A 21,228-nucleotide genomic window follows, 5' to 3' on the forward strand; every position below is an offset into this window, starting at 1 on the left:
TTCTACGCCACCCGCGCGCCTCGCGGAACGGGCGGTGCGACGGACGGCGGATGACGGTCGTGTGTCGCCCGTTCGACATGGGTCACGCGCGGCCGCCCAGGGATTACCGTGGGTACAGGCGACAGACGGAGGTTCTCCCGCATGCGGATCGCGACCACGGTCTTCCTCACGGACGAGACGATCACCCCGGTCCGGCTCGCCCGAGAGCTCGAACAGCGCGGCTTCTCGGGTCTTTACCTGCCCCAGCACACCCACATCCCGGTCGAACGGACGACGCCCTCGCCCGCGGGCGACCCGCTGCCGCGCGAGTACGGGCGGGCCTACGACCCGTTCGTCGCGCTGGCCCAGGCCGCCGCCGTCACCCACCGGATCACCGTGGGCACGGGCGTCGCCCTCGTCGCCCAGCACGACCCCGTCGTCCTCGCCAAGCAGGCCGCCACCCTGGACCACCTCAGCGGCGGCCGCTTCACCCTCGGCGTCGGCTACGGCTGGAACGTCGAGGAGGCCGCCGACCACGGCGTCGACTGGGCGACCCGGCGCCGGCTGGTCCGCGACCGGATGGCGCTGATGCGGGCGCTGTGGGAGGACGAACCGACGGCGTACGAAGGCGAGTTCGCGTCCGTACGGGCCAGCTGGGCGTACCCCAAGCCGCTGCTGCCGCCACGGCAGCGGGTCGGCGCGCCGCCGCTCGTCGGGCCCCGGACGCTGATCGGCGGGGCCGCCGGCCCCGGGCTGTTCGCGGCCGTCGCGGAGTACGCGGACGGCTGGCTGCCCATCGGAGGCGGCGGGCTGCGCGAGGCGCTGCCCCGGCTGCGGCAGGCGTGGGCGGACGCGGGGCGGCCGGGCGAGCCGGCCGTAGTGCCGTACGCCGTCCACCCGTCGGCGGGCAAGCTCGCGCATCTCGCGGAGCTGGGGATCGAAGAGGTCGTGGTGGGGCTGCCGGCGGCGGGGGAGGGGGAGGTGCTTCGGGCGCTGGACGCGCATGCGGAGTTTCTGTGAGGGGTGGTTGCCCCGGTCCCGCCCTTTCTCCGTTTCTTCCAGGGCTGCGCCCCGGACCCCGCCTGTCGCGGCTCCGCCGCTCGTCCTCAAACGCCGGACGGGCTGGATAGCGCGCCCGGGCGCAACCACTCAGCCCGTCCGGCGTTTGAGGACAGCGCCCGCAGGGCGCTTGGGGGTGCGGGGGCCTCCCCCGCCCCGTCTCACGGACCGTGAGCATCGGCACAACAACCCCGGCGCGATGCCCCCTGGCATCCCCGCTTTGCCCTCGTATGCTCGGGGGATGACTTCGAGCGCACAACGGCCCGTCTCGCCACCGCCGACCGCGAACGCGATGCGACGCGCGCTCAAACGGGCCCGGGACGGCGTCGCGCTGGACGTCACCGAGGCGACCGTGCTGCTTCAGGCGCGCGGGGGCGACCTGGAGGACCTCTGTGCCTCGGCCGCCCGGGTCCGGGACGCGGGGCTGGAGGCCGCCGGGCGGCCCGGGGTCATCACCTATTCCAAGAGCATCTTCATCCCCCTGACCCGTCTCTGCCGCGACCGCTGCCACTACTGCACCTTCGCCACCGTCCCCGGCAAGCTCCGGCGGGCGGGTGAGGGGATGTTCATGTCCCCGGACGAGGTGCTGGCCGTCGCCCGCCGGGGTGCCGCGATGGGCTGCAAGGAAGCCCTGATCACCCTCGGGGACAAGCCCGAGGACCGCTGGCCCGAGGCGCGCGAGTGGCTGGACGCGCACGGCTACGACGACACCCTCGCCTACGTCCGGGCGATCTCCATCCGCATCCTGGAGGAGACCGGGCTGCTGCCGCACCTCAACCCGGGCGTCATGTCCTGGACCGACTTCCAGCGGCTCAAGCCCGTCTCGCCGTCCATGGGGCTGATGCTGGAGACCACGGCGGAGCGGCTGTGGAGCGAGCCCGGCGGGCCGCACCACGGGTCGCCGGACAAGGAGCCCGCCGTCCGGCTGCGCCACCTGGAGGACGCGGGCCGCAGCTCCGTACCGCTGACCAGCGGGCTGCTGCTGGGGATCGGGGAGACGGCGGAGGAGCGCGCCGAGTCGCTGTTCGCGCTGCGCCGCGTGTCCCGCGCGTACCACGGCATCCAGGAGCTGATCCTGCAGAACTTCCGCGCCAAGCCGGACACGGCGATGCGCGGGATGCCCGACGCCGAGCTGGACGACCTGGTCGCCACGGTGGCCGTCGCCCGGCACATCATGGGGCCGTCCGCCTGCCTGCAGGCGCCGCCGAACCTGGTGGACGAGGAGTTCGGCCGGCTCATCCGGGCGGGCGTCGACGACTGGGGCGGCGTCTCGCCGCTCACCCCCGACCACGTCAACCCCGAGCGGCCCTGGCCGCAGATCGACGAGCTCGCGGCGCGGTCCGCCGCCGAGGGCTTCGAGCTGAAGGAACGTCTCGCCGTCTACCCGGAGTTCATCCAGCGGGGCGAGCCCTGGCTGGACCCGCGCATCCTCCCGCACGTCCGCGCGCTGGCCGACCCGGAGACCGGGCTGGCGCGCGAGGACGCCGTCGTGGAGGGCCGCCCCTGGCAGGAGCCGGAAGAGGTGTTCGTCCCCACCGGCCGCACCGACCTCCACCGCACCATCGACAGCGAGGGCCGCACCGGCGACCGGCGCGCCGACTTCGACGAGGTGTACGGCGACTGGGAGGCGCTCCGCGAGGCGGCGGCCCCCGGCATGGTCCCCGAGCGGCTGGACGGTGACGTCCGCGCGGCGCTGCGGCAGGCCGCGGACGACCCGACGCGGCTGACGGACGCCGAGGCGCTCGCCCTCCTGCACGCCGACGGCCCGGCCCTGGACGCCCTCTGCGGCATCGCCGACGACCTGCGGCGGGCGACGGTCGGCGACGACGTCACGTACATCGTCACCCGCAACATCAACTTCACCAACGTCTGCTACACCGGCTGCCGCTTCTGCGCCTTCGCGCAGCGCCGCACCGACGCTGACGCCTACACGCTGTCGCTGGACCAGGTCGCCGACCGCGCCCAGCAGGCGTGGGAGGTCGGCGCCGTCGAGGTCTGCATGCAGGGCGGCATCCACCCCGACCTGCCCGGCACCGCCTACTTCGACATCGCGCGGGCGGTGAAGGAGCGGGTGCCGGGGATGCACGTGCACGCCTTCTCACCCATGGAGGTCGTCAACGGCGCCTCCAGGACCGGGCTTTCGATCCGCGACTGGCTCGCCGCCGCCAAGGAGGCCGGCCTCGACAGCATCCCCGGCACGGCCGCCGAGATCCTCGACGACGAGGTCCGCTGGGTGCTCACCAAGGGCAAGCTGCCGACGAAGGACTGGGTGGAGGTCGTCACCACCGCGCACTCGCTCGGCATCCGCAGCTCGTCCACGATGATGTACGGGCACGTGGACCAGCCCCGGCACTGGCTCGGCCACTTCCGGAAACTGGTGGAGATCCAGAAGGAGACGGGCGGCTTCACGGAGTTCGTGACCCTCCCCTTCATCCACACCAACGCCCCCGTCTACCTCGCCGGCATCGCCCGCCCCGGGCCCACGATGCGGGACAACCGGGCGGTGACGGCGATGGCTCGCGTGCTGCTCCATCCGCACATCACCAACATCCAGACGAGCTGGGTGAAACTGGGCGCCGAGGGTGCCGCCGAAATGCTGCGGTCGGGCGCCAACGACCTGGGCGGCACGCTGATGGAGGAGACCATCTCCCGGATGGCGGGCTCCTCGTACGGCTCGTACCGCTCGGTGCGGGACCTAGTCGCCATCGCGGAGGCGGCGGGGCGGCCGGCGCGGGCGCGTACGACGCTTTATGGGTTGGTTCCGGAGGAGCGGCGGGCCGCCGCGGCGGCTTCGGACGGGCATCTGCCGCGATTGCTGCCGGTGTTGGGGGCACCTCCCAGCCCGTCCGGCGTTTGAGGACCTCGCGGCGGAGCCGCGATGCCGGGGTCTGGGGGCTTGCCCCCAGGAATCGGCGAAGGTGGGGGTACCCCCTCTGGGGGAGGGACCGGGGCACAGCCCCCCGCAGGGGCCCCCGCGTGTTGCCGACCTGTCGCACACACTCGATCGGACGGCAACACTCCCCCGCATAAGGTGTCCCGCATGTCTTCACCCCAGAATCCCCACCAGCCCCAGCAGCCGCACCCCCCGCAAGCCCCGCAGGGCGGCGGCTTCGGAGGCCCGCCGCCCACCTGGGGCCCGGAGGGGACGGGCCACGCCCAGCCGACGATGGTCGGCGGCCAGCCGGCCGTCCCACCGCCGCCCCCGCCGCCGGGCCAGGGCTCGGTACCGCCGCCGGGCCACGGCTCCGTACCGCCGCCGCCCGGCCCGGTGCCCGGCGGTGGCCCCGGGCCGTACGGGGGCGGGGCCCCCGGTCCGTACGGCGCCGGGCCGGGCATGGCCCCCATGCCCGCGCCCACGCCGCCGCCCCGGCGCGGGAACAAGAAGGTGCTCGCCATCGTCGGCGGTGTCGTCGCCCTGGCGGTCATCGGCGGCGGCATCGCGTTCGCGGTCAAGGGCGGGTCCGGGGACGACGACAAGAAGGAGGACGCCAAGGGGGCGTCCACCGCGCCCAAGGACCCGGCCGGCCCGCAGGCGTCGGCCTCGGCGCCCGCGACGGGCGGCGGCCAGGGCGCGGACAAGCCGGCGGACGGCGGCCACAAGGCCCCCGCGGGCTGGCAGACGCAGGTCTACGAGCGGCACGGCTTCGCCTACGACGTCCCCGGCAAGGGGGAGAAGTGGAAGGTCCTGCCCGGCGACACGATGCTGTCGTACACCGCCAACGGCAAGCCGGTCGTCGCCATGACCGGCACCGCCAACTTCCATGAGGGCGGCTGCTCGTCGAACCCCAACCCCGACACCTTCGGCGAGGCCGGCAAGGGCCAGCTCGCCACCGTCGGCACCACCGGTGGCGGCAAGGACGGCGACCTCCAGACCAACGCCCGTAACTGGGCGGGTAACTGGGGTGTGATGGCCTACGGCGGCACCGGCGCCAACAAGCCGAAGATCGAGGTCGGCCAGGCGACGCCGTGGAAGCACAACGGCATCGAGGGCTACACCGCCACCGCGAAGGTCAAGGTGACGCACCGGCCGAGCTCCTGTGTGCCGCCCACCGCGATCGTGAAGAGCATCGCGCAGAAGCTGCCGGACGGCACCTTCCACGGCTGGGTGATCTACGCGGACCAGGGTGTCCCGGACGCGCTGTCCGAGGAGCGCATCGACAAGATCATGCAGACGGTCCGCCCGGCCGTCGCGCACTGACCGGGCCTGCGGCACGGTCGGCGGAGCGTGTCACCCGAGGGCCTCGGAGGGGTGTGGCCCCCGGGTGCCGCCCGGCACCGGGCCGGTGCGTCGCCGAGCCGGTGCTCGGCGGCCGGACCGGTGCACGACCGCGCGTCGCTACGCCGTCGCGTCGCTACGTCACTCGCCGTCCGTGACGGTCGCGGTGAACGCGGTCCACGCCTCGGGGGTGAAACCGAGCACCGGGCTCGCCGGGTCCTTGGAGTCGCGGACGGCGATGGCGCGGGGGAGGGGGGAGGCGACCTCCACGCAGTCGCCGTGCGCCAGCGAGTAGGAGGACTTGCGCCAGGTGGACTTGCCCTGCTGAATGGCCATGGTGTTGCTCCGTTGCCTGTGAGTGCTGCCTGTGGTCAGAAACGCCGGTTTCCCGAGGTGGAACCGACGGTACGCGCCAACATCAGATGCTGAACTGGCTGTTCACCCGACCGGATGGCATATTCCAGGCACCCCTTCCGCGGAAGTGGCGGCAGGTGTACCGTTCCGCCTCTCGCGTGGCGGGGTTGCGGCAGGGGCTATGCGCGGGCGCCGTCGGCGGCCCGGTACTCCTCCGCGACGCGGAGCATGAACTGCCGTGAGTGCTCGGCGTTCAGTGCCTGCATCCGCAAATGCTCGTACATCACGCTGTACGCCTGGACGTCGTTCGGCTTCTCCAGGTAGAGGTCGCTGGTGATCCCCTCCAGGTACACCGTGCTCGCGTCCTGCGGGTCGTGGAACTCCAGGATGCAGAACTTCCCGTACATGCCGGGGTGCGCGCCCACGTCGTACGGCAGCACCTGCACGGTGATGTGCGGCTGGAGGCTGAACTCCACCAGGTGCTCCAGCTGTTCGCACATCACGGCCCGGCTGCCGACCACCCGGCGCAGCGCCGCCTCGTCGATGACGGCCCACAGCCGCAGCGGGTTGTCCGGGTCGCTGATGCGTTCCTGCCGCCGCATCCGCACCTGCACCCGGCGCTCGACCTCCGCCGCGGTGGCCTCCGGCCAGGAGCCCTCGGTGACGGCACTGGCGTAACCGGGCGTCTGGAGCAGCCCGGGGACGAGCGACGCCTCGTAGATGCGCAGCGAGGCCGCGTCCGTCTCCAGCCCGATGTAGACGCTGTACGGGATGTCGCCGAACGCGTGCCACCAGCCTTGCTGGCGCGACTCCTTGGCCATCTGCATCAGCGAATCGACGATGCGGTGGTCCTCGACCCCGTACACCCCGCAGAGGTCGCGGACGTCGCGCTGGCTGATGCTGCGGCGGCCGTTCTCCAGCCGGCTGATCTTCGACTGCGACACCAGCAGCCGTTCGGCGACCTCCTCCGCCGTCATCCCCTTGAGCTCACGGAGCTTGCGCAGCTCCTGCCCCAAGCGGCGCCGCCTTACGGTGGGATTGACACTGGACGCCACGGGACGCACCTCCGGCTCCGTCATGCTGCTGTCTCCTGCTCCCGCAGCCTGCCACCACCGGCCGGGGCGGCGCTGGAAAACGCCGACACAGGATCTCGCTCACGGTGACCGTGGTCACGACGGCGACATCCCCGCCGGAAGCGCCCGGCGGTGCGCCCACTGTGCCCCGGGGTGCGCCGGGGCGGTCGGTCACGCCGTAGGCCGCGATTCCGTTTCGACGTTCCCTGTGGGGTCCGGGGGGTTGCCGCCCCGCGGCCCCCGCGGCGGGCGCGGACCCTTCCGGTTCCGCGGCCGAGGGGGGTGGTGCGTAACGCTCGTGCGGGACGTGCGTGACGTGCGGGTGCGGCGTACCCGGCGACGCGGTCAGCATTCCGTCGCGGCCGTCACCTCACCGGGATCGCCGCCTCCGTGACCGGAGTTGACCGTTCCGCCGCGCTCATGGCGCTTGCCGCGCCCGTCGGGCCCGTCGCCAGTGCCGCGAGGCCCGCTGGACGCGACGCGCGCTGGACGCGAGGCCCGCTGGACGCGACGCCCGGTGGACGCGACGCCCGGTGGACGCGACGCCCGCTGGACGCGACGCCTGGTGGGCGCGGTGGCGCGGTCGCGACGACGTCACGGCGGACGCCCGCCGGTACGGGTGCGACCGGCCGGGCGGCCGCCGACGGCCGTCCGCGGTGGCGCCGGTACGGGTGTTCCGTACCGGCGCGCGGATGAGGTGACGCGGTGCCGGATACGGCCCGGCGGCCGGGCCGCGGTGGCCGTGGACGGCCGCGGTGGCCGGCGGAGTTCGTCGGTGGCCGTCGGTCGTCGTACCCGGCGTTCACCGGCCCGCGGTGGTCGCACCCGGCGTTACCGCCGCCCGGCGTTCACCGTGCCGGGTGTCACCGCGGTACGCCGCGTCGCCCGTCCGGTGCTCCCCGCGGCCTGCCGCGGCGCGTCACGAGGCCGCCGCGCGCGCCATCACGCCGCCGCGGTGCCCCGCTTGCTGAGGAACGGTTTCAGCAGGTGCCACGCCGCTGCGGACGGCCGCCGTCCGGCGGCCCGAACCGCCGTTCCCGCCGCCGGCCACGGCCGCGGCCCGGCGCGGCTGGGCCGCGGCGCCGTTCTGGACGTCCATCACGGCGTGCGCCACGAGGCCGCCCATGGGGTCGTGCCGGATGAGGTCCCGGAGCCTGGAGCGCGACGAGCGGCCCTCGTTGCCCGGATAGAGGTGCTTGCCCAGGCCGACCGCGTGGGCCAGCGCGGCGAGCGCCGCGGTCCGCGGGTCCGGCGGCACGCCGGTGCGGATCGCGCTGTCCAGCCGGGCCCTGATCTCCCGGCTGATGGCCGTGTCCGTCGCCTGGTACCTGGTGGTCGGCAGTACCCCGCACATCTGGCCGGCGACGGCGTGCACCATGCCGCACCGCTCCAGATGGGTGAGATACGTCTGACGCAGCCCCAGCCGGGGCCCGCCGATCCAGTGGACCGCGCGGACCGGACTGCCGCGGCGGCGCAGCAGTTCGAGCGCGGTGTCCAGGGTCGGATCTCCTGTCGGCCGTGGCATCACCACGGCGATACGATCCCCGTCAGGGGCTATCCGTCCGGCCAGAGCCAGCTCCACTAGCTGGGCTCCGGCGAGACCGAGGTCGAGCGACTGCGGCTGCGCCGTGGTCCCCGTGGCCGGGTCCAAGGCGAGCAGCAGAAGCTCCTCCGGAATTGTTCTGCGGCTCCTGCCCATCCATGCCTCCCCGCGTGGATGAGTGACAGGGTGACCCCTCTCACATTGGTCTGTCGAGAGTGCGTGGTGGCTTCGGGTGGGAACCGGTAGGTATGTCGTCTCGTCTTGCACATGGGTGAAGCCGGGGAAGCCGCCTGCCGGGTGGTCGCGCGGTGGCACGCCGACGGCAGAGCACACTGGTAGACGTTGAGAATGTCCGGAACGGCGGAGCGCGCGGCGCTTCGTCCCGGCGTACGGCGTGGGAATCGAGGAGGCATCGGTGGCGGGCGAGTCCCCCGACAAGTCTGAGCAGGGGAAGCCGTCGGGGGAGGCGGCCGGCGGTGAGCGCGACCCGAGGCTCGGGATGCACCGGGAGTCCGGAGCGGCCGTGGCCGTGGCCGGCGGTACCGGTTCCCACGCGGACCAGGACGACCAGGACGGCGACGAGAACGCCGACGAGGGCGCCAAGAGCGGCGAGGGCGGCGCGGACGGCGAGAGAGACGTGAAGGGCGCCGGCGGGAACGCCGCGTCCTCCTCCTCTGCTTCTTCGGCCTCTTCGGCTTCTTCGGCGTCCCGGCCGGACGCGAAGGATGCGAAGGGCGCGAAGGCCGGTGCCTCCGCCGACGCTTCCGCCGCGGCGCCCGAGGGCGGCGCGGAAACCGATGCGGATGCAAAGCCCGCCGCCTCGGAAGCGGGCCGGGTGCCGCCCGGCGACGCCCGGCTGAAGGCCGCCGTCGCCGCCTGGATGGCGAACGCGGACGACGAGGGGTCCGAGGGCGGATCCGAGGACGGGACCGAGGGCAAGACCGGGACCGAGAAGGGGGCCCGCTCCGGCGCGTCCGCTTCCGGCGTGTCCCCGTCCGCCGACGCCTCCCCCGCCGACCAGCCGACGCAGCTCATCAAGGCCCCGGCACCGGCCGGCGGGACCGCCGAGCCGAAGAACGGCGGCGGCCGCGACGGCTCGGACGCCCGTCCCGTGGACCGGCCGACCGCCGCCTTCGGCGTCGTCCGTCCGGACGCCGGGACGAGGACGAACCCGGGGAACGGCCCGAAGAGCGCCCCGAAGGGCGGCGCGAACGGCGGCGCGAACGGCGGCGCCAACGGTGCCGGTCGGGACGCCGGGGAGCCCTCCGGCTCCTCCTCCGCGGACCAGCCGACCGCCCTGCTCAAGGCCCCGGCCGTCCCGCCGGAGGCCCCCGCGGCGGGGGCCCGTCCGGATGCCGGCCAGGGCCGGAGCAGCCGGTTCGTCCCGCTGAAGTCGGACGACGAGGCGCCCGCGCTCGGCAAGAAGGCCGCGCCCGGCGCCCCCTCGGCGTCCGCCGGCGCGCCTGCCGCTCCCGCGCGGCCCGCGGCGCCGGAGCGCCCCGCCGTCCCCGTCAAGGTCACCCCGCCCGCCCCCGCCGCCCGCCCGGTCCCCGGTCCCGCGGGTCCCGGCGGCCCCGAGCGCACCACGCAGACGCCGATGCCCGTCGGCCCGGACGGCGAGAAGCAGGCGCCGCTCGACCTGCTGGCCCAGCTCACCAACAGCCCGCCGCCGCCGGAGACGCCGGTGCGGACGGCCATGCGCCGCGTGAAGATCTGGACGCCCATAGTGGTGCTCCTGCTGGTCGTGTTCTGCGTGGTGCAGGCGTTCCGCCCGCTGCCTGACCCGTCCCTGGCACTCGGCAAGCAGGCCGCCTACACCTTCGGCGGTGAGAAGTTCGACATGAAGTGGCCCACCGAGGGCCAGTCCGCCGCCAAGGTGCTCGGCGTCGGCGACCTCGGCACGTACGGGCCGCAGAAGCCGGTGCCGACGGCGAGCATGGCCAAGGTCATGACGGCGTACGTCGTGCTGCGCGACCACCCGCTGAAGATGCGCAAGGGGCCGGGCGGCCAGGACGTTCCCGAGCAGGGTCCGGCCGTCACCATCGACGAGCGGGCGGAGAAGGAGGGCAAGGCCAAGGACGAGTCGGCCATCCGCGGCCTGCGGGCCGGGCAGACCTTCTCGGAGTACGACATGCTCCAGATGCTGCTGATCCCCTCCGGCAACAACATCGCCCGCCAGCTCGCGCGGTGGGACGCCGGCTCGGAGGAGGCGTTCCTCAAGAAGATGAACGACACCGCCAAGCAGCTCGGCATGAAGAACACCACGTACACCGACGCCAGCGGTCTCAACAAGACCACCGTCAGCACGGCCGTCGACCAGGTGCTGCTCGCCGAGCAGGTCATCAAGGACCCGGTCGTCCGGTCCATCACCACCAAGCCCAACACCCCGATCAAGGGCCTCAACGAGGGCATCAACAGCAACATCGACGACCTGCTGATCAAGCACACCGGTGTGCTGGGCATCAAGACGGGCTCGTCCTCGCCGGCCGGCGGCACCCTGATGTGGGCGGCCCGCAAGCGGCTGAACGGCGAGGAGGTGCTGATCGTCGGCGCCACCATGGACCAGCACTTCAAGGGCGGTCCGGACGTCAACGCCGAGATGAGCCTCAAGATGGTCAAGCGCGTCAGCTACGAGCAGCTCACCGCCGTGCAGAACGCCCTCCAGCAGGCCGTCGTGGTCAAGAAGGGCCAGGTCGTGGGCTACGTCGACGACCAGCTCGGCGGGAAGACCGAGGTCGTCGCCACCAAGGACGTCAAGGGCTACGGCTGGGGCGGCCTGCGGGCGAAGTTCGCCCTGGACAAGAAGAAGGGTGCGGCGCTGCCGCACTCGGCCAAGGCCGGCACGGTCGTCGGCGAGCTCGTCGTCGGCAGCGGGCCCGACGCGGTCCGGGTCCCGGTGGCGCTGAAGAAGACGCTCAGCGAGCCGTCCTTCGGCTCGAAGCTGACCCGTCTCGGCTGACGGGGCTCGTCTCGGCCGGGGTCGGGGTCGGGGCCGGGGGCTCGCCTCGGCCGGCGCCGGGGCCCGTCGTGGCGGGCGCCCGGAGCCGCGTCGGCCGAGCGGACCCGCCCGCGTCGGCCGAGCGGACCCGCCCGCCTCGGCCGAGCGGACCGAGCCGCCTGTCCGGGCCCGGTCCGGGGCCGCCCGTTCCGGATCCGGCCCGTCTGCCCGACCGGCTTCCGATCCGCCTGTCGGCCGGACCGGTCCCGGCCCCTCTGTTGCCGGACCGGCTCCGGCCCGTCCGTTGCCGGGGCCGGTCCCAGCCCGTCTGTTCCTGACCGGTCCCGGCCCGGCGGCCGTTCCGGGGCCGGCTTCCGTTCGCGGTCCCGGGCGTCTCGGCGGATCCTCTCGTCGGAGCGGCGGGCGCCGTGCGCACCGGGCGCCGGCACCGCGTAATGGAACGAGGCCATTTCGCGATCCGGGAGCCCCGGCGCCGCCCGTGCTAGCGTCGCGCGGGGTCCGCGCAGGTCGCGGGCCCGTCGCGTGCCGGACCCGATCGCGTACCCGGAGCCACCGGGGCGGTCGGGGCATGCGGGAAGATGGGGGAAGACCTCGGGGAGACGGGGAGAGCCGCAGTGACCACCGTGGGCCCGGCGCGGGCCGGGAAATCCGAAGAGCAGGCAGGCGCCGCACCGGCAGGGGCGGACGCCGCTCTGGCACGCCCCGGCGCGTGGCCGCGGGCCCGCGCGGCGCTCACCGGCACCGTGCCGGTCACCCTGTTCGTGGCCGCGGTGCTGCACGTGGTGTGGCGGTTCGTCTTCGCCAACAGCGGCGGCGACCTCGCGGCGCAGGACGCCTGGGCCGAGTTCGCGCTCCAGCACCCCACCTCCGCGTACAACCTCGCCTGGTACGGCGGCATGCACCCCGTCTCGTACAGCGTGATCTCGCCGTACCTGATGGCGCAGCTCGGGGTGCGTCCCACGATGATGATCGCGGGGACCGTCGCGTCCGGGCTGATCGCGCTGCTGCTGGTGCGCAGCAAGGCCGTCCGGCGGCCGCTGTGGCCGTCGCTGTACGGCGCTTTCGCGCTGGTCTGCAACGCGATCTCCGGGCGGGTGACCTTCGCGCTGGGGTCCATGTTCGGCCTGGCGGCGGTGGCCGTGATATTCGCCTGGCCGACGAGCTGGCGCGTGGAGCGCCGGTACCGCTGGTCGCGGGCGCTGCTCGCCGCCCTGATGGCGGGCCTGGCGACGGCGTCGAGCCCGGTGGCGGGCCTCTTCGTGGGCATAGTGGCCGCCGCGCTGTGGCTGAGCAAGCGCCGGGCCGCCTCCTACTCGCTGGGTCTGGCGCCGGTCGTGGTGGTGGGCCTGTCGGCGTGGCTCTTCCCGTTCTCCGGGCAGCAGCCGATGGACGTCCCCTCGACGGTCCTGCCGCTGCTCTCGGGCGCCTTCGCGCTCGCCTTCGCCCCGCGCTCCTGGCGGACGGTCCGGATGACGTCCGGGCTGTACGTGGTCGGCGTGATACTGGTGTGGCTGATCCCCTCCCAGATCGGCACCAACATCGCCCGGCTCGGCATGATCTTCGGCGGTGTGGTGCTGCTCGCCGCCCTGCAGGAGGCCGAGGTGCCCCCGCGGGCGCAGTGGCTGCGCGCGGGCCGGATGTGGACCGCCTCCGTCCTCGCGCTGGTCACGGTGACCGTCTGGCAGGTGGTGAACTCCACCGCCGACATCATCAACACCACCCCCGCCGCCTCCTGGGCGCGGGAGATGGCGCCGCTCGTGGACCGGCTGCAGAAGGTCGACGCCGACCGCGGCCGGGTCGAGGTCGTCCCGGCCCGCAGCCACCGCGAGGCGTCCGCCCTCGCCCCGTACGTCAACCTGGCGCGCGGCTGGAACCGGCAGGCCGACATGAAGCGGAACCCCGTCTTCTACAAGGAGGGCCTGCTCAACCCGCAGAGCTACCGCACCTGGCTCGACCGCTGGGCCGTGCACTACGTGGTCCTGCCGATCGGCGAGCCCGACCACGCCGCAGTCAAGGAGGCCGAGCTCGTCGGCAAGGGCCAGCCCTACCTCGACGAGGTCTGGTCCGACGCCAACTGGCGCCTGTTCGCCGTCAAGAACCCGACGCCGCTCGCCGCGCCCCCGGCGGAGGTGCTCCGCGCGGACGCCGACGAGCTCTCCCTCACCGTCCGGTCGCCCGGGCCCGTCCTCATCCGCATCCCCTACACGCCGTGGCTGGGCCTGGTGGACGAGTCCGGCAAGCCCGTGGAGCCGCCGAAGTCCGGCCCCGACGGCGGACCGGCGGTGAACGAGCGCGGCTGCCTCACCAAGAAGGTCGAGCAGCCGCCGGGCGAGGACGACCCCGAGGACGACTGGACGGTGCTGCACGCGCCGCACCCCGGTACGTACCGCATCGGCGCGCCCTACAAGTTCCCGCGCGGGACGGGCTGCCCCGACGACATGGCGCCGTAGCGGCGGCGGAACCGGTATCAGCCGCCACCGGCCCGGCGCGCCTGCCGCGCCGGTGGCGTGCCCCGTACGGCGGATGCCCGTCACCCGTTCGTCCGCAGCCGGTACCGGCCGACGGGGATCACCCGTTCGTCGTCGCGCGGCGTGCGGCACCGGCCACGGACCGTTTCGCTCGGAAGTGCGCGGAACCTCCCACCTGCTGCGGCACATCGGTGTGCCGCGTCCGCGCACGGAGGAACGAGCATGCGTACTGCACGAGTGCTGGCCGGAGCCGTCCTGACCATAGCTGTCGCCGGGCTGCCCTGCGCCCCCGCCTTCGCCGGGGACTTCGACAAGCTGGAGATCGAGCCGGGGACCGCGTCGCCGGGCGCGACGGTCACGGTGAGCACGCTCGCCTGCGGCAAACACGGCATGGGCTCCGGTGACGCGAGCGCCGTCGGCGGGCCCTCGGCGTTCGAGCTCAAGCCGGGCACCCACAAGGAGCTGGTGGTCGGCCAGTTCAACGTGCCGGAGGCGGCCAAGGCCGGCACCTACGGCATCGGCGTGAAGTGCAAGAACGGCAAGGAAGCCACCGGCGACCTGGTCGTCACCACCGGCTCGTCGTCCTCCGCCCCCGCCAAGCCCGGCAAGCCGGCCAGCCCGCCGAAGGGCGGCATGCGGACCGGCGCCGGCGGCACGAGCGAGGGCTCGGGCACGGCGGAGATCATCGCGGGCGCGTCCGTACTGGGCGCCGCCGCGGTGGGCGGCACCTGGTTCCTGCGCCGCCGCGCGGGCACCGACCGGGCCTGAGGGCCCGTTCCGCCCGCCGGTGCCCGGCCCGCGTCGGGGCCGGGGACCGGCGGGCCGGCCGGGGGGGGCTTTGGGGGGATCGGCCGGGGCCGACGGGGGACGGGCGACGGGGGGACCGCCGTACATCCGCCGGTGGAGGACGGTGACATCTCGATGCTCCGGACGACGCGCGCCACACTGACCGCGCTGGTCACCTGGCTCGGCTCGCGGCCCGTGGCCGCCGCCGTACTCGTCACGGCCGGTCTGTTCTCCGGCTGCTGGCTGATAGACAGCGGGTCCCGGGCCGCCGCCCCGCCGCCGCAGCCCTCCCGGGCCGAGGCGTTCCCCGCGGGCGGGACGGGCGCCCTGGCCCCGCACCGCCGCGACCCGCTGATCCGGCCGCTGCCGCCCGTCACCCCGGTCCGGGTGCGCATCCCCGAGATCAAGGTCGACGCCCCGCTGCGCGGGCTCCGGCTGCTCCCGGACGGCAGCCTCGCCAGCCCGCCGCGGGACGACAAGAACCTCGCTGGCTGGTACGAGTCCGGCACCGCGCCCGGTGCCATCGGCACCGCGGTCGTCGCCGGCCACGTGGACACGTCCACCGGGCCGGCCGTCTTCTACAACCTCGGCGCCCTCAAGAAGAAGGACCTCGTCGAGATCGTCCGCGCCGACGGGCGCACGGCGGTGTTCACCATCGACGCGATCGAGGTGTACGACCGGGGGGACTTCCCGTCCCGGAAGGTGTACGGGGCTTCGGGGCGGGCCGAGTTGCGGGTGATCACGTGCGGGGGCGGGTTCTCGGAGGAGCGCCACGCGTACCTGGGGAACGTGGTGGTGTACGCGCACCTCGCGAAGGTCGTCGAGGCGGGGTCGGGGTCGGGGGGCGGGTCTTCGCCTTCTTCGGCTCCCCCTTCGCCCGAACGCTCGTCTTCGCCCGTGTCCTCGTCTTCCCCCTCGCTCTCGTCTTCGCCTCCTCGGGAGGTCGGACCTCCGGCGAAGCGGACCGGACCGTCGCGCGCACCCGCACCCGCACCGGCGCGGTCGGCGGCGCCGAAGGCGGGTGGCCGGGGAGCCGCCGCCGGCATGTCACCCTCACCCGCCGCCCCGGCGAAGTCCCGGACAAGCGGCCGTCGTTGAAGGTCCAGGCGGATCAGGGCCGCCGCGCGCGGGCCCGCTCCCGCCGTATCTCCACCCCGTCCGCCGTCAGCGGGGCACGGATGGCGGACACGTCACCGACCCGCAGGCCGCTCGGGGTGCGGTACTCCTCGCGCATGCCGATGACCGAGATCTCCACCTCCGACTCCGGCTGCCAGAACGTGCGGTAGTACGGCGCGTTGGCCGGGTCCTCCGGTATCTCCACCAGCGGCACCCCGCGCCGCTCCAGCAGGCGGCGGAGCTTGGCGAAGCGGAGCCGGGGGGTGAAGCGCCCGTACCGTTCCCGGAGCACCGGCTCCAGGAACTCCCGTCCGCGGTGCGTCAGGCGATGCACCTGGAGGGTGAAGTGGTGCGCCTCCCACGGGGATCCAGCTGACTCGCGGATCCAGTGGAACTCGGTCAGGCCGTGGTCCCGGCACAGGCCGTACTCGTGGACGTTGTCGCCGAAGTCCGGGCCGAGGACCTCGGCGACGCGCTCGGGGGAGTCCGCCGGGCGCAGGCCGAGCACGGTGCCGGTGGTGACGACGTCCACGTAGAACGCCAGGGAGTGCGGGGTCATATGGCTGCCCTCCGGGTGCGGTGGCCGACGAGGGGCGGGGTGTCAGTCCGTCGCGGCCGTCGCCGTCTCCTCCCCGTCCTCCTCTGGCGCGCCCAGCGCCTTGAGCACCTCCAGGATCGCGTCCCCGTACTTCACCAGCTTGTTCTCGCCCACGCCGTTCACGGTCGCCAGGCCGTCCAACGAGTCGGGCCGGACCGTCGCGATCTCCCGCAGCGTCGCGTCGTGGAAGATGACGTACGCGGGGACGCCCTGCTCCTTGGCCGTGGCGGCCCGCCAGGCGCGGAGCTCCTCGAAGACCGGCACCGCCGCCGCCGGCAGCTCGGCCGCCGCCGCGCGGCTCCCCGACCGGCCGCCGCCACCGCCGGACGCGGACTTCGTCCGGGCCGCCTTCCGCTCCGGCTCCCTCCGCAGCAGCACCTGGCGCCGGCCGCCGAGCACGTCCCCGCTGGCGTCGGTGAGGACGAGCGTGCCGTATTCGCCTTCTACCGTGAGCAGCCCCTCGGCGAGCAACTGCCGTACCACGCCCCGCCATTCGACGGCGCTGAGCTCCGTGCCGATGCCGAAGACGGTGAGCTGGTCGTGGTCGTGCTGGATGACCTTGGCGGTCCGCTTGCCGAGCAGGATGTCGATGATCTGGCCGGCGCCGAACTTCTGCCGGCGCTCGCGGGCCAGCCGGAAGACCGCCGAGAGGAACTTCTGGGCGGCGATCGTGCCGTCCCAGGTGACGGGCGGCGTCAGGCAGGTGTCGCAGTTGCCGCACGGCTCGCCGTGCTGGCCGAAGTAGGCGAGCAGCCGGACGCGGCGGCACTCCACCGTCTCGCACAGGGCGAGCATCGCCTCCAGGTGGGCGGCCAGCCGCCGGCGGTGCGCCTCGTCGCCCTCCGAGCCGTCGATCATCTTCCGCTGCTGGACGACGTCCTGGAGGCCGTACGCCAGCCAGGCCGTCGACGGCAGGCCGTCGCGCCCGGCACGGCCGGTCTCCTGGTAGTAGCCCTCGACGGACTTCGGCAGGTCGAGGTGGGCCACGAAGCGGACGTCCGGCTTGTCGATGCCCATGCCGAAGGCGATCGTGGCGACCATCACCAGGCCGTCCTCCCGCAGGAAGCGCGCCTGGTTGGCGGCGCGGACCCGCGCGTCGAGGCCCGCGTGGTACGGCAGCGCCTCGACGCCCTCCCGCACCAGGAACGCGGCCGTGTCCTCCACGCTCTTGCGGGACAGGCAGTAGACGACGCCCGCGTCGCCCGCGTGCTCGCCGCGGATCAGCTCCAGGAGCTGGCGGCGCGGCTCGTTCTTCTGCGCGATGCGGTACTGGATGTTGGGCCGGTCGAAGCTGGCCACGAAGTGACGGGCGTCACCGAGCTGGAGCCGCGCCGCGATCTCCCGGCGGGTGGCGTCCGTCGCGGTCGCGGTCAGGGCGATGCGCGGCACGTCGGGCCAGCGCTCGTGCAGCGCGGACAGGGCCAGGTAGTCGGGCCGGAAGTCGTGGCCCCACTGGGCGACGCAGTGCGCCTCGTCGATCGCGAAGACCGAGACCTTGCCGCGGTCCAGCAGGCTCATCGTCGATTCGAGGCGCAGCCGCTCCGGGGCGAGGTAGAGCACGTCCAGCTCGCCCGCCAGGAACTCGGCCTCGACCATGCGGCGCTCGTCGAGGTCCTGCGTGGAGTTCAGGAAGCCCGCGCGGACGCCGAGGGCGCGGAGCGCGTCCACCTGGTCCTGCATCAGGGCGATCAGCGGTGAGACGACCACCCCGACACCCGGTCTGACCAGGGCCGGGATCTGGTAGCAGAGCGACTTGCCGCCGCCCGTGGGCATCAGGACGAGCGCGTCGCCGCCCGCGACGACGTGCTCGATGATCTCTTCCTGCGCCCCGCGGAACGCGTCGTAACCGAAGACGCGGCGCAGCACGCCGAGCGCCTCGCTCGACGCTTCGGGCTCACGGGTCGCGGTGGTCTCGGTGGGGTCGGCCATTCGGGCAGTCTACGAGGAACGGCACGCCCGAGCGGGTGATCAAGGAAGCCTGTGGACGACGGGCGGCTTGTGGACAACTCCGTCACTCCTCGGTGTAAGGACAGGCGACGCTCGCCCGCTACGCCACCTCGATGCCGTACTCCTGGACCAGAGCCTCCAGACCCCCGGGATACCCCTTGCCCCCCACCACGAAGTCCCAGTTCCCGCCCGACCGCTTCCGGAACGAGCCCAGCACCAGCGCCGTCTCGCCCGGCCGGCCGTCCGAGACCTCCAGCTGCCCGAGCTCCGCCCCCGCCGCGTCCGAGAGCCGTATCCGGGCGTCCGTGAAGCGGGAGAGGTCGGCCTCCGGGTTGATCTCGGGGTCTATGGCCGCCGCCAGCACCAGCCGGTCCGCCGGCTCGGGCAGCGCGTCGAACGCGACCCGCAGGGCCGCCTTGTCCCCGGGCAGCGGGTCGACCGACCGCACGGTGCCGTCGGGGGTGCGGGGGTTGTTGTAGAAGACGAAGTGCTCCTCGCTGAGCACGCGGGAGCCCCGGCAGACCAGGGCACAGACGTCCAGGGCCACGCCGCCGGACCAGGACATGCCCAGCACGTTGTGGTCGGCGGGCTCCGCGGGGTCCGCTGCGGGAGCGGCCGTACGGGACGCCGCCGCGCCACCGCCCGTACCCCCCGCCCCGTCCGCCGGCCCCAGCCGCCCCCGCAGCCCGTGCTGCGCCAGCAGACCCACCAGCTCCTCGCCGTTGACCAGCGTCAGCGGCTTGCCGTTCGCGAACGCGTACGAGCCGGGGCCGAACCGGGACGTCGTCACCAGGACGCCCTTGTTGGCACCCGCCCCCTGCACCGTCCCGAACAGATCCCGGACCGCCGTCGGGGGCACCGTCTTCCGGTACCGCTTCACCTGCACGATGATCCGGCCGCCGCTGATCGGATCCGGGTCCAGCGCCTCGACGTCCACCCCGCCGTCGTTCGAACGGGTCGTCATCACCGCCCGCATCCCGCGCGCCCGGAACAGCTCCGCGACCAGCGCCTCGAACTCCACCGGGTCCATCTCGAACAGGTCCGGGTCGCCGTCGTCCCCGCCGCCGTGCGACACCACGCCCCGGCCGACCTCGTCCGGCGTCCGCTCCGCCCGGACGGCCGTGCGCTGGTCCGGCCGCGCCGACAGCCGCCCGCCCAGCCCGTCCACCAGGCAGTCCGGCGCGCTCACCTGCTCCAGGTGCAGCCGCCCGAACGCCTCCCGGTCCACCGTGACCGCCGCCAGCACCAGCCGCGCCCGGCGGCCCGTCGCCGGGTCGTGGTCGTCCACGAAACCGTTGAGGACGACGGACTCCAGCGCCCCGAACGCGTCCGCCGCGAACAGCTCGCGCACCGCCAGCAGCACGCACTGCGCCACCACGTCCCGGTACAGCGCCCGGCGCTGGGCCGCCGGGCGGGCCGTCTCCTTCTCCTGGTCGGCGGTCGGCATGTAGCGCACCGACTTCACCTCGGGCACCACGTCGAACCCCGGCAGCTCCCACTCCAGGACGAGTTGCCGCGCCCCCGGGTCGTAGGCCGCCGACACCTGGTGCGGGAACTCCTCCGGCCAGGCCGACGACGCGTACAGCGCCGCCGAGAAGTACTCCACCACCGCGTCCGGATCACCCGCCCGCAACGCCGCCACCAGCTCCGCGACGCCCGCGTTGTGCTGCCGCACCTGCGCCAGCCGGGCCGCCGCCCACTGGTCGTACTGCTGCCGGTACGCGGCCAGCTGCCGCTGCCGCAGCGCCTCCGCCTCCTGGGCCGCCCGCAGGTCGCGCTCGTACTGCGACCGCCGCCCGAACCCGTACCGCGCCGGGTCCGGCAGCGGCGCCGGCACCCCCAGGTGGCCCGGGTTGAAGGGCTCCAGCACCTCCGGCTCCGTCAGCCGCGCCGCCGAGAACGCCGGCGCCGCGCACCCGGTGCGCAGCAGCCCCTCCAGCTCCGCGACCCGGGCCTCCAGCTCCTCCGTCCGGCGCCGCGCCTCGGCCTCCCGCGCCTGCCGGTAGGCCGTCCGCCGCTCCCGGTCCAGCCGCGCCGCCTCCCGCTGGGCCGTCCGCTGCGCCCGCTCCCGCTCGCGCTGCTCCTGCACCTCGGCCCGGTGCCGGAGTTCCTGCTGCCGGTTCTGCGCGCGCTGGGCCTCCGCCCAGATGCCTATCAGTCCGTTGGAGCGACGAGTCATGGCGGATTCAGCCCTCCCCCCGAGACCGATCCGTCCCGGAACCGCGATACGTACTGGCTCCATGACCAGCGGTGACCCGTCAACTCTAGTCGCGGCGGGGCGGTGCCGGACTGGCGGTCCGTCAGGCCAGGGCCGCCGCTTCGCGCTCCGCGCCCGCCTCCGCCTCGGCGTCCAGCAGCTTCTCCATCGGGCTCACGCCCACCGCGCCGCCGACCACGATGCCCACCAGGATGGCGCCCAGCAGCATGGCCGTGGAACCCCAGGAGGCCATGGCCTCGACGGGCAGCGTGTACGCGCCGATCACGCGGGCCGCGCACTCGGCGAGCAGGGCCGCGCCCCAGACGGCGCTGTAGCGGCGCTCCAGGCTCCGGAAGCGGGCGTTCCCCGACGTCAGGCGGTCCCATGCGGCGGCCTTCGCCGAACTGCCCTTGACGAGCATGGGCTTGAGGCCGGCCGTCATCAGGGGCGTGCCCCGGACGGCGGACCAGAGGATGGCGCCGCCGACGAAGCTGCTGATGACGGAGTCCTTGGCGATCATCAGCCGGGCGTCGCCGGTGGCGAAACTCAGCAGCAGGGAAAGGAGATTGACGACCAGCATCACGCCGGCCAGCCCGTTCACCGCCCGCTCGCGCACCAGGCTGAGGACGGTGCGGACGGCGGGCACCACGCTGCTGAGGGCCAGGGAGAGGACGAGGCTGAGCCCGAAGCCCTCGTGCAGCAGGTAGTAGCCGCCCAGCGGCACGGCGACGTCCAGCAGCAGCGGCATGAGGGCGGTGGAGAGCGGGTTCTCCTCGCGCGCCGGGGCGCCGGGGGTGGTGGCGGTGCCGGGCTGGTCCGTTGCCTGCGACATGCTTGCTGCTCCTGGGCTGTTCCCGGGCCGATCCCGGGGCGTTGATCACAGCTTCGCGGAGCGGGGGTGCCCGGCGGCAGGGCCGGGTGTGGGGGATACGG

At 74.0% G+C, this 21,228-nt stretch carries 14 protein-coding genes; 7 read left to right on the forward strand and 7 right to left on the reverse strand.

Features of this window, described 5'->3' with window-relative positions:
• The first annotated feature begins 141 nt into the window (after nucleotides 1-141).
• The 3 genes from K7I03_RS19040 (at nucleotide 142) to K7I03_RS19050 (ending at nucleotide 5,236) form a co-directional block, all read left to right on the forward strand.
• The gene (locus K7I03_RS19040; protein WP_185942552.1) at nucleotides 142-999 is read left to right on the forward strand and encodes a TIGR03619 family F420-dependent LLM class oxidoreductase; all 858 of its coding nucleotides are present in this window, start codon (nucleotides 142-144) and stop codon (nucleotides 997-999) included.
• A 280-nt stretch (nucleotides 1,000-1,279) separates the two neighbouring features.
• Nucleotides 1,280-3,895, forward strand: a complete 2,616-nt coding sequence (locus tag K7I03_RS19045; RefSeq protein ID WP_185942553.1) for a bifunctional FO biosynthesis protein CofGH — start codon at nucleotides 1,280-1,282, stop codon at nucleotides 3,893-3,895.
• A 183-nt stretch (nucleotides 3,896-4,078) separates the two neighbouring features.
• Complete coding sequence (locus K7I03_RS19050) at nucleotides 4,079-5,236, forward strand: flagellar basal body-associated FliL family protein (protein WP_224347116.1); 1,158 nt, start codon at nucleotides 4,079-4,081, stop codon at nucleotides 5,234-5,236.
• A 159-nt stretch (nucleotides 5,237-5,395) separates the two neighbouring features.
• On the opposite strand, the gene K7I03_RS19055 is transcribed toward K7I03_RS19050, so the two are convergent.
• The 3 genes from K7I03_RS19055 to K7I03_RS19065 form a co-directional block, all read right to left on the reverse strand.
• The gene (locus tag K7I03_RS19055; protein WP_185942554.1) at nucleotides 5,396-5,590 is read right to left on the reverse strand and encodes a DUF397 domain-containing protein; all 195 of its coding nucleotides are present in this window, start codon (nucleotides 5,588-5,590) and stop codon (nucleotides 5,396-5,398) included.
• 197 nt (nucleotides 5,591-5,787) lie between these two features.
• Nucleotides 5,788-6,663 (reverse strand): helix-turn-helix domain-containing protein, encoded by an 876-nt coding sequence (locus tag K7I03_RS19060; RefSeq protein ID WP_185942588.1) that lies wholly within the window; start codon nucleotides 6,661-6,663, stop codon nucleotides 5,788-5,790.
• A gap of 937 nt (nucleotides 6,664-7,600) precedes the next feature.
• Nucleotides 7,601-8,380, reverse strand: a complete 780-nt coding sequence (locus tag K7I03_RS19065) for a GOLPH3/VPS74 family protein (RefSeq protein WP_185942555.1) — start codon at nucleotides 8,378-8,380, stop codon at nucleotides 7,601-7,603.
• A gap of 259 nt (nucleotides 8,381-8,639) precedes the next feature.
• Here K7I03_RS19065 and K7I03_RS19070 point away from each other — a divergent pair, with 259 nt between their 5' ends.
• From K7I03_RS19070 to K7I03_RS19085, 4 genes are all read left to right on the forward strand, one after another.
• Nucleotides 8,640-11,183 (forward strand): D-alanyl-D-alanine carboxypeptidase family protein, encoded by a 2,544-nt coding sequence (locus K7I03_RS19070; protein ID WP_185942556.1) that lies wholly within the window; start codon nucleotides 8,640-8,642, stop codon nucleotides 11,181-11,183.
• A gap of 614 nt (nucleotides 11,184-11,797) precedes the next feature.
• Nucleotides 11,798-13,633, forward strand: a complete 1,836-nt coding sequence (locus K7I03_RS19075; protein ID WP_185942557.1) for an MFS transporter — start codon at nucleotides 11,798-11,800, stop codon at nucleotides 13,631-13,633.
• Between the two features lie 240 nt (nucleotides 13,634-13,873).
• Complete coding sequence (locus K7I03_RS19080) at nucleotides 13,874-14,419, forward strand: hypothetical protein (protein WP_185942558.1); 546 nt, start codon at nucleotides 13,874-13,876, stop codon at nucleotides 14,417-14,419.
• A 132-nt stretch (nucleotides 14,420-14,551) separates the two neighbouring features.
• Nucleotides 14,552-15,535, forward strand: coding sequence for a class F sortase (locus K7I03_RS19085; protein ID WP_313772154.1), 984 nt, complete (start codon nucleotides 14,552-14,554; stop codon nucleotides 15,533-15,535).
• A 13-nt stretch (nucleotides 15,536-15,548) separates the two neighbouring features.
• Here the strand turns inward: K7I03_RS19085 and K7I03_RS19090 are convergent, their stop codons facing one another.
• The 4 genes from K7I03_RS19090 to K7I03_RS19105 all read right to left on the reverse strand — a co-directional run bounded on the left by K7I03_RS19090 (nucleotide 15,549) and on the right by K7I03_RS19105 (nucleotide 21,127).
• On the reverse strand, nucleotides 15,549-16,112 hold the full coding sequence (locus K7I03_RS19090; RefSeq protein ID WP_185942560.1) for a hypothetical protein: 564 nt from the start codon (nucleotides 16,110-16,112) through the stop codon (nucleotides 15,549-15,551).
• Between the two features lie 42 nt (nucleotides 16,113-16,154).
• Nucleotides 16,155-18,080, reverse strand: a complete 1,926-nt coding sequence (gene recQ, locus K7I03_RS19095) for a DNA helicase RecQ (RefSeq protein ID WP_185942561.1) — start codon at nucleotides 18,078-18,080, stop codon at nucleotides 16,155-16,157.
• A gap of 118 nt (nucleotides 18,081-18,198) precedes the next feature.
• Entirely contained in the window at nucleotides 18,199-20,277 is a 2,079-nt protein-coding gene (locus tag K7I03_RS19100; protein ID WP_185942562.1) for a restriction endonuclease, read from the reverse strand.
• Between the two features lie 121 nt (nucleotides 20,278-20,398).
• Nucleotides 20,399-21,127: a VC0807 family protein gene (locus K7I03_RS19105; RefSeq protein ID WP_185942563.1), complete on the reverse strand. Its 729-nt coding sequence runs from the start codon at nucleotides 21,125-21,127 to the stop codon at nucleotides 20,399-20,401.
• Between the last annotated feature and the right edge of the window lie 101 nt (nucleotides 21,128-21,228).

The organism is Streptomyces mobaraensis (assembly GCF_020099395.1).
Lineage (GTDB): Bacteria > Actinomycetota > Actinomycetes > Streptomycetales > Streptomycetaceae > Streptomyces.

What these genes read in the sequence shown, in the direction of transcription:
- K7I03_RS19040 (WP_185942552.1), top strand. Translation starts at nt 142, where the DNA reads ATGCGGATCGCGACCACGGTCTTCCTCACGGACGAGACGATCACCCCG.
- K7I03_RS19045 (WP_185942553.1), top strand. Translation starts at nt 1,280, where the DNA reads ATGACTTCGAGCGCACAACGGCCCGTCTCGCCACCGCCGACCGCGAAC.
- K7I03_RS19050 (WP_224347116.1), top strand. Translation starts at nt 4,079, where the DNA reads ATGTCTTCACCCCAGAATCCCCACCAGCCCCAGCAGCCGCACCCCCCG.
- K7I03_RS19055 (WP_185942554.1), bottom strand. Translation starts at nt 5,590, where the DNA reads ATGGCCATTCAGCAGGGCAAGTCCACCTGGCGCAAGTCCTCCTACTCG.
- K7I03_RS19065 (WP_185942555.1), bottom strand. Translation starts at nt 8,380, where the DNA reads ATGGGCAGGAGCCGCAGAACAATTCCGGAGGAGCTTCTGCTGCTCGCC.
- K7I03_RS19080 (WP_185942558.1), top strand. Translation starts at nt 13,874, where the DNA reads ATGCGTACTGCACGAGTGCTGGCCGGAGCCGTCCTGACCATAGCTGTC.
- K7I03_RS19090 (WP_185942560.1), bottom strand. Translation starts at nt 16,112, where the DNA reads ATGACCCCGCACTCCCTGGCGTTCTACGTGGACGTCGTCACCACCGGC.
- recQ (WP_185942561.1), bottom strand. Translation starts at nt 18,080, where the DNA reads ATGGCCGACCCCACCGAGACCACCGCGACCCGTGAGCCCGAAGCGTCG.
- K7I03_RS19100 (WP_185942562.1), bottom strand. Translation starts at nt 20,277, where the DNA reads ATGACTCGTCGCTCCAACGGACTGATAGGCATCTGGGCGGAGGCCCAG.
- K7I03_RS19105 (WP_185942563.1), bottom strand. Translation starts at nt 21,127, where the DNA reads ATGTCGCAGGCAACGGACCAGCCCGGCACCGCCACCACCCCCGGCGCC.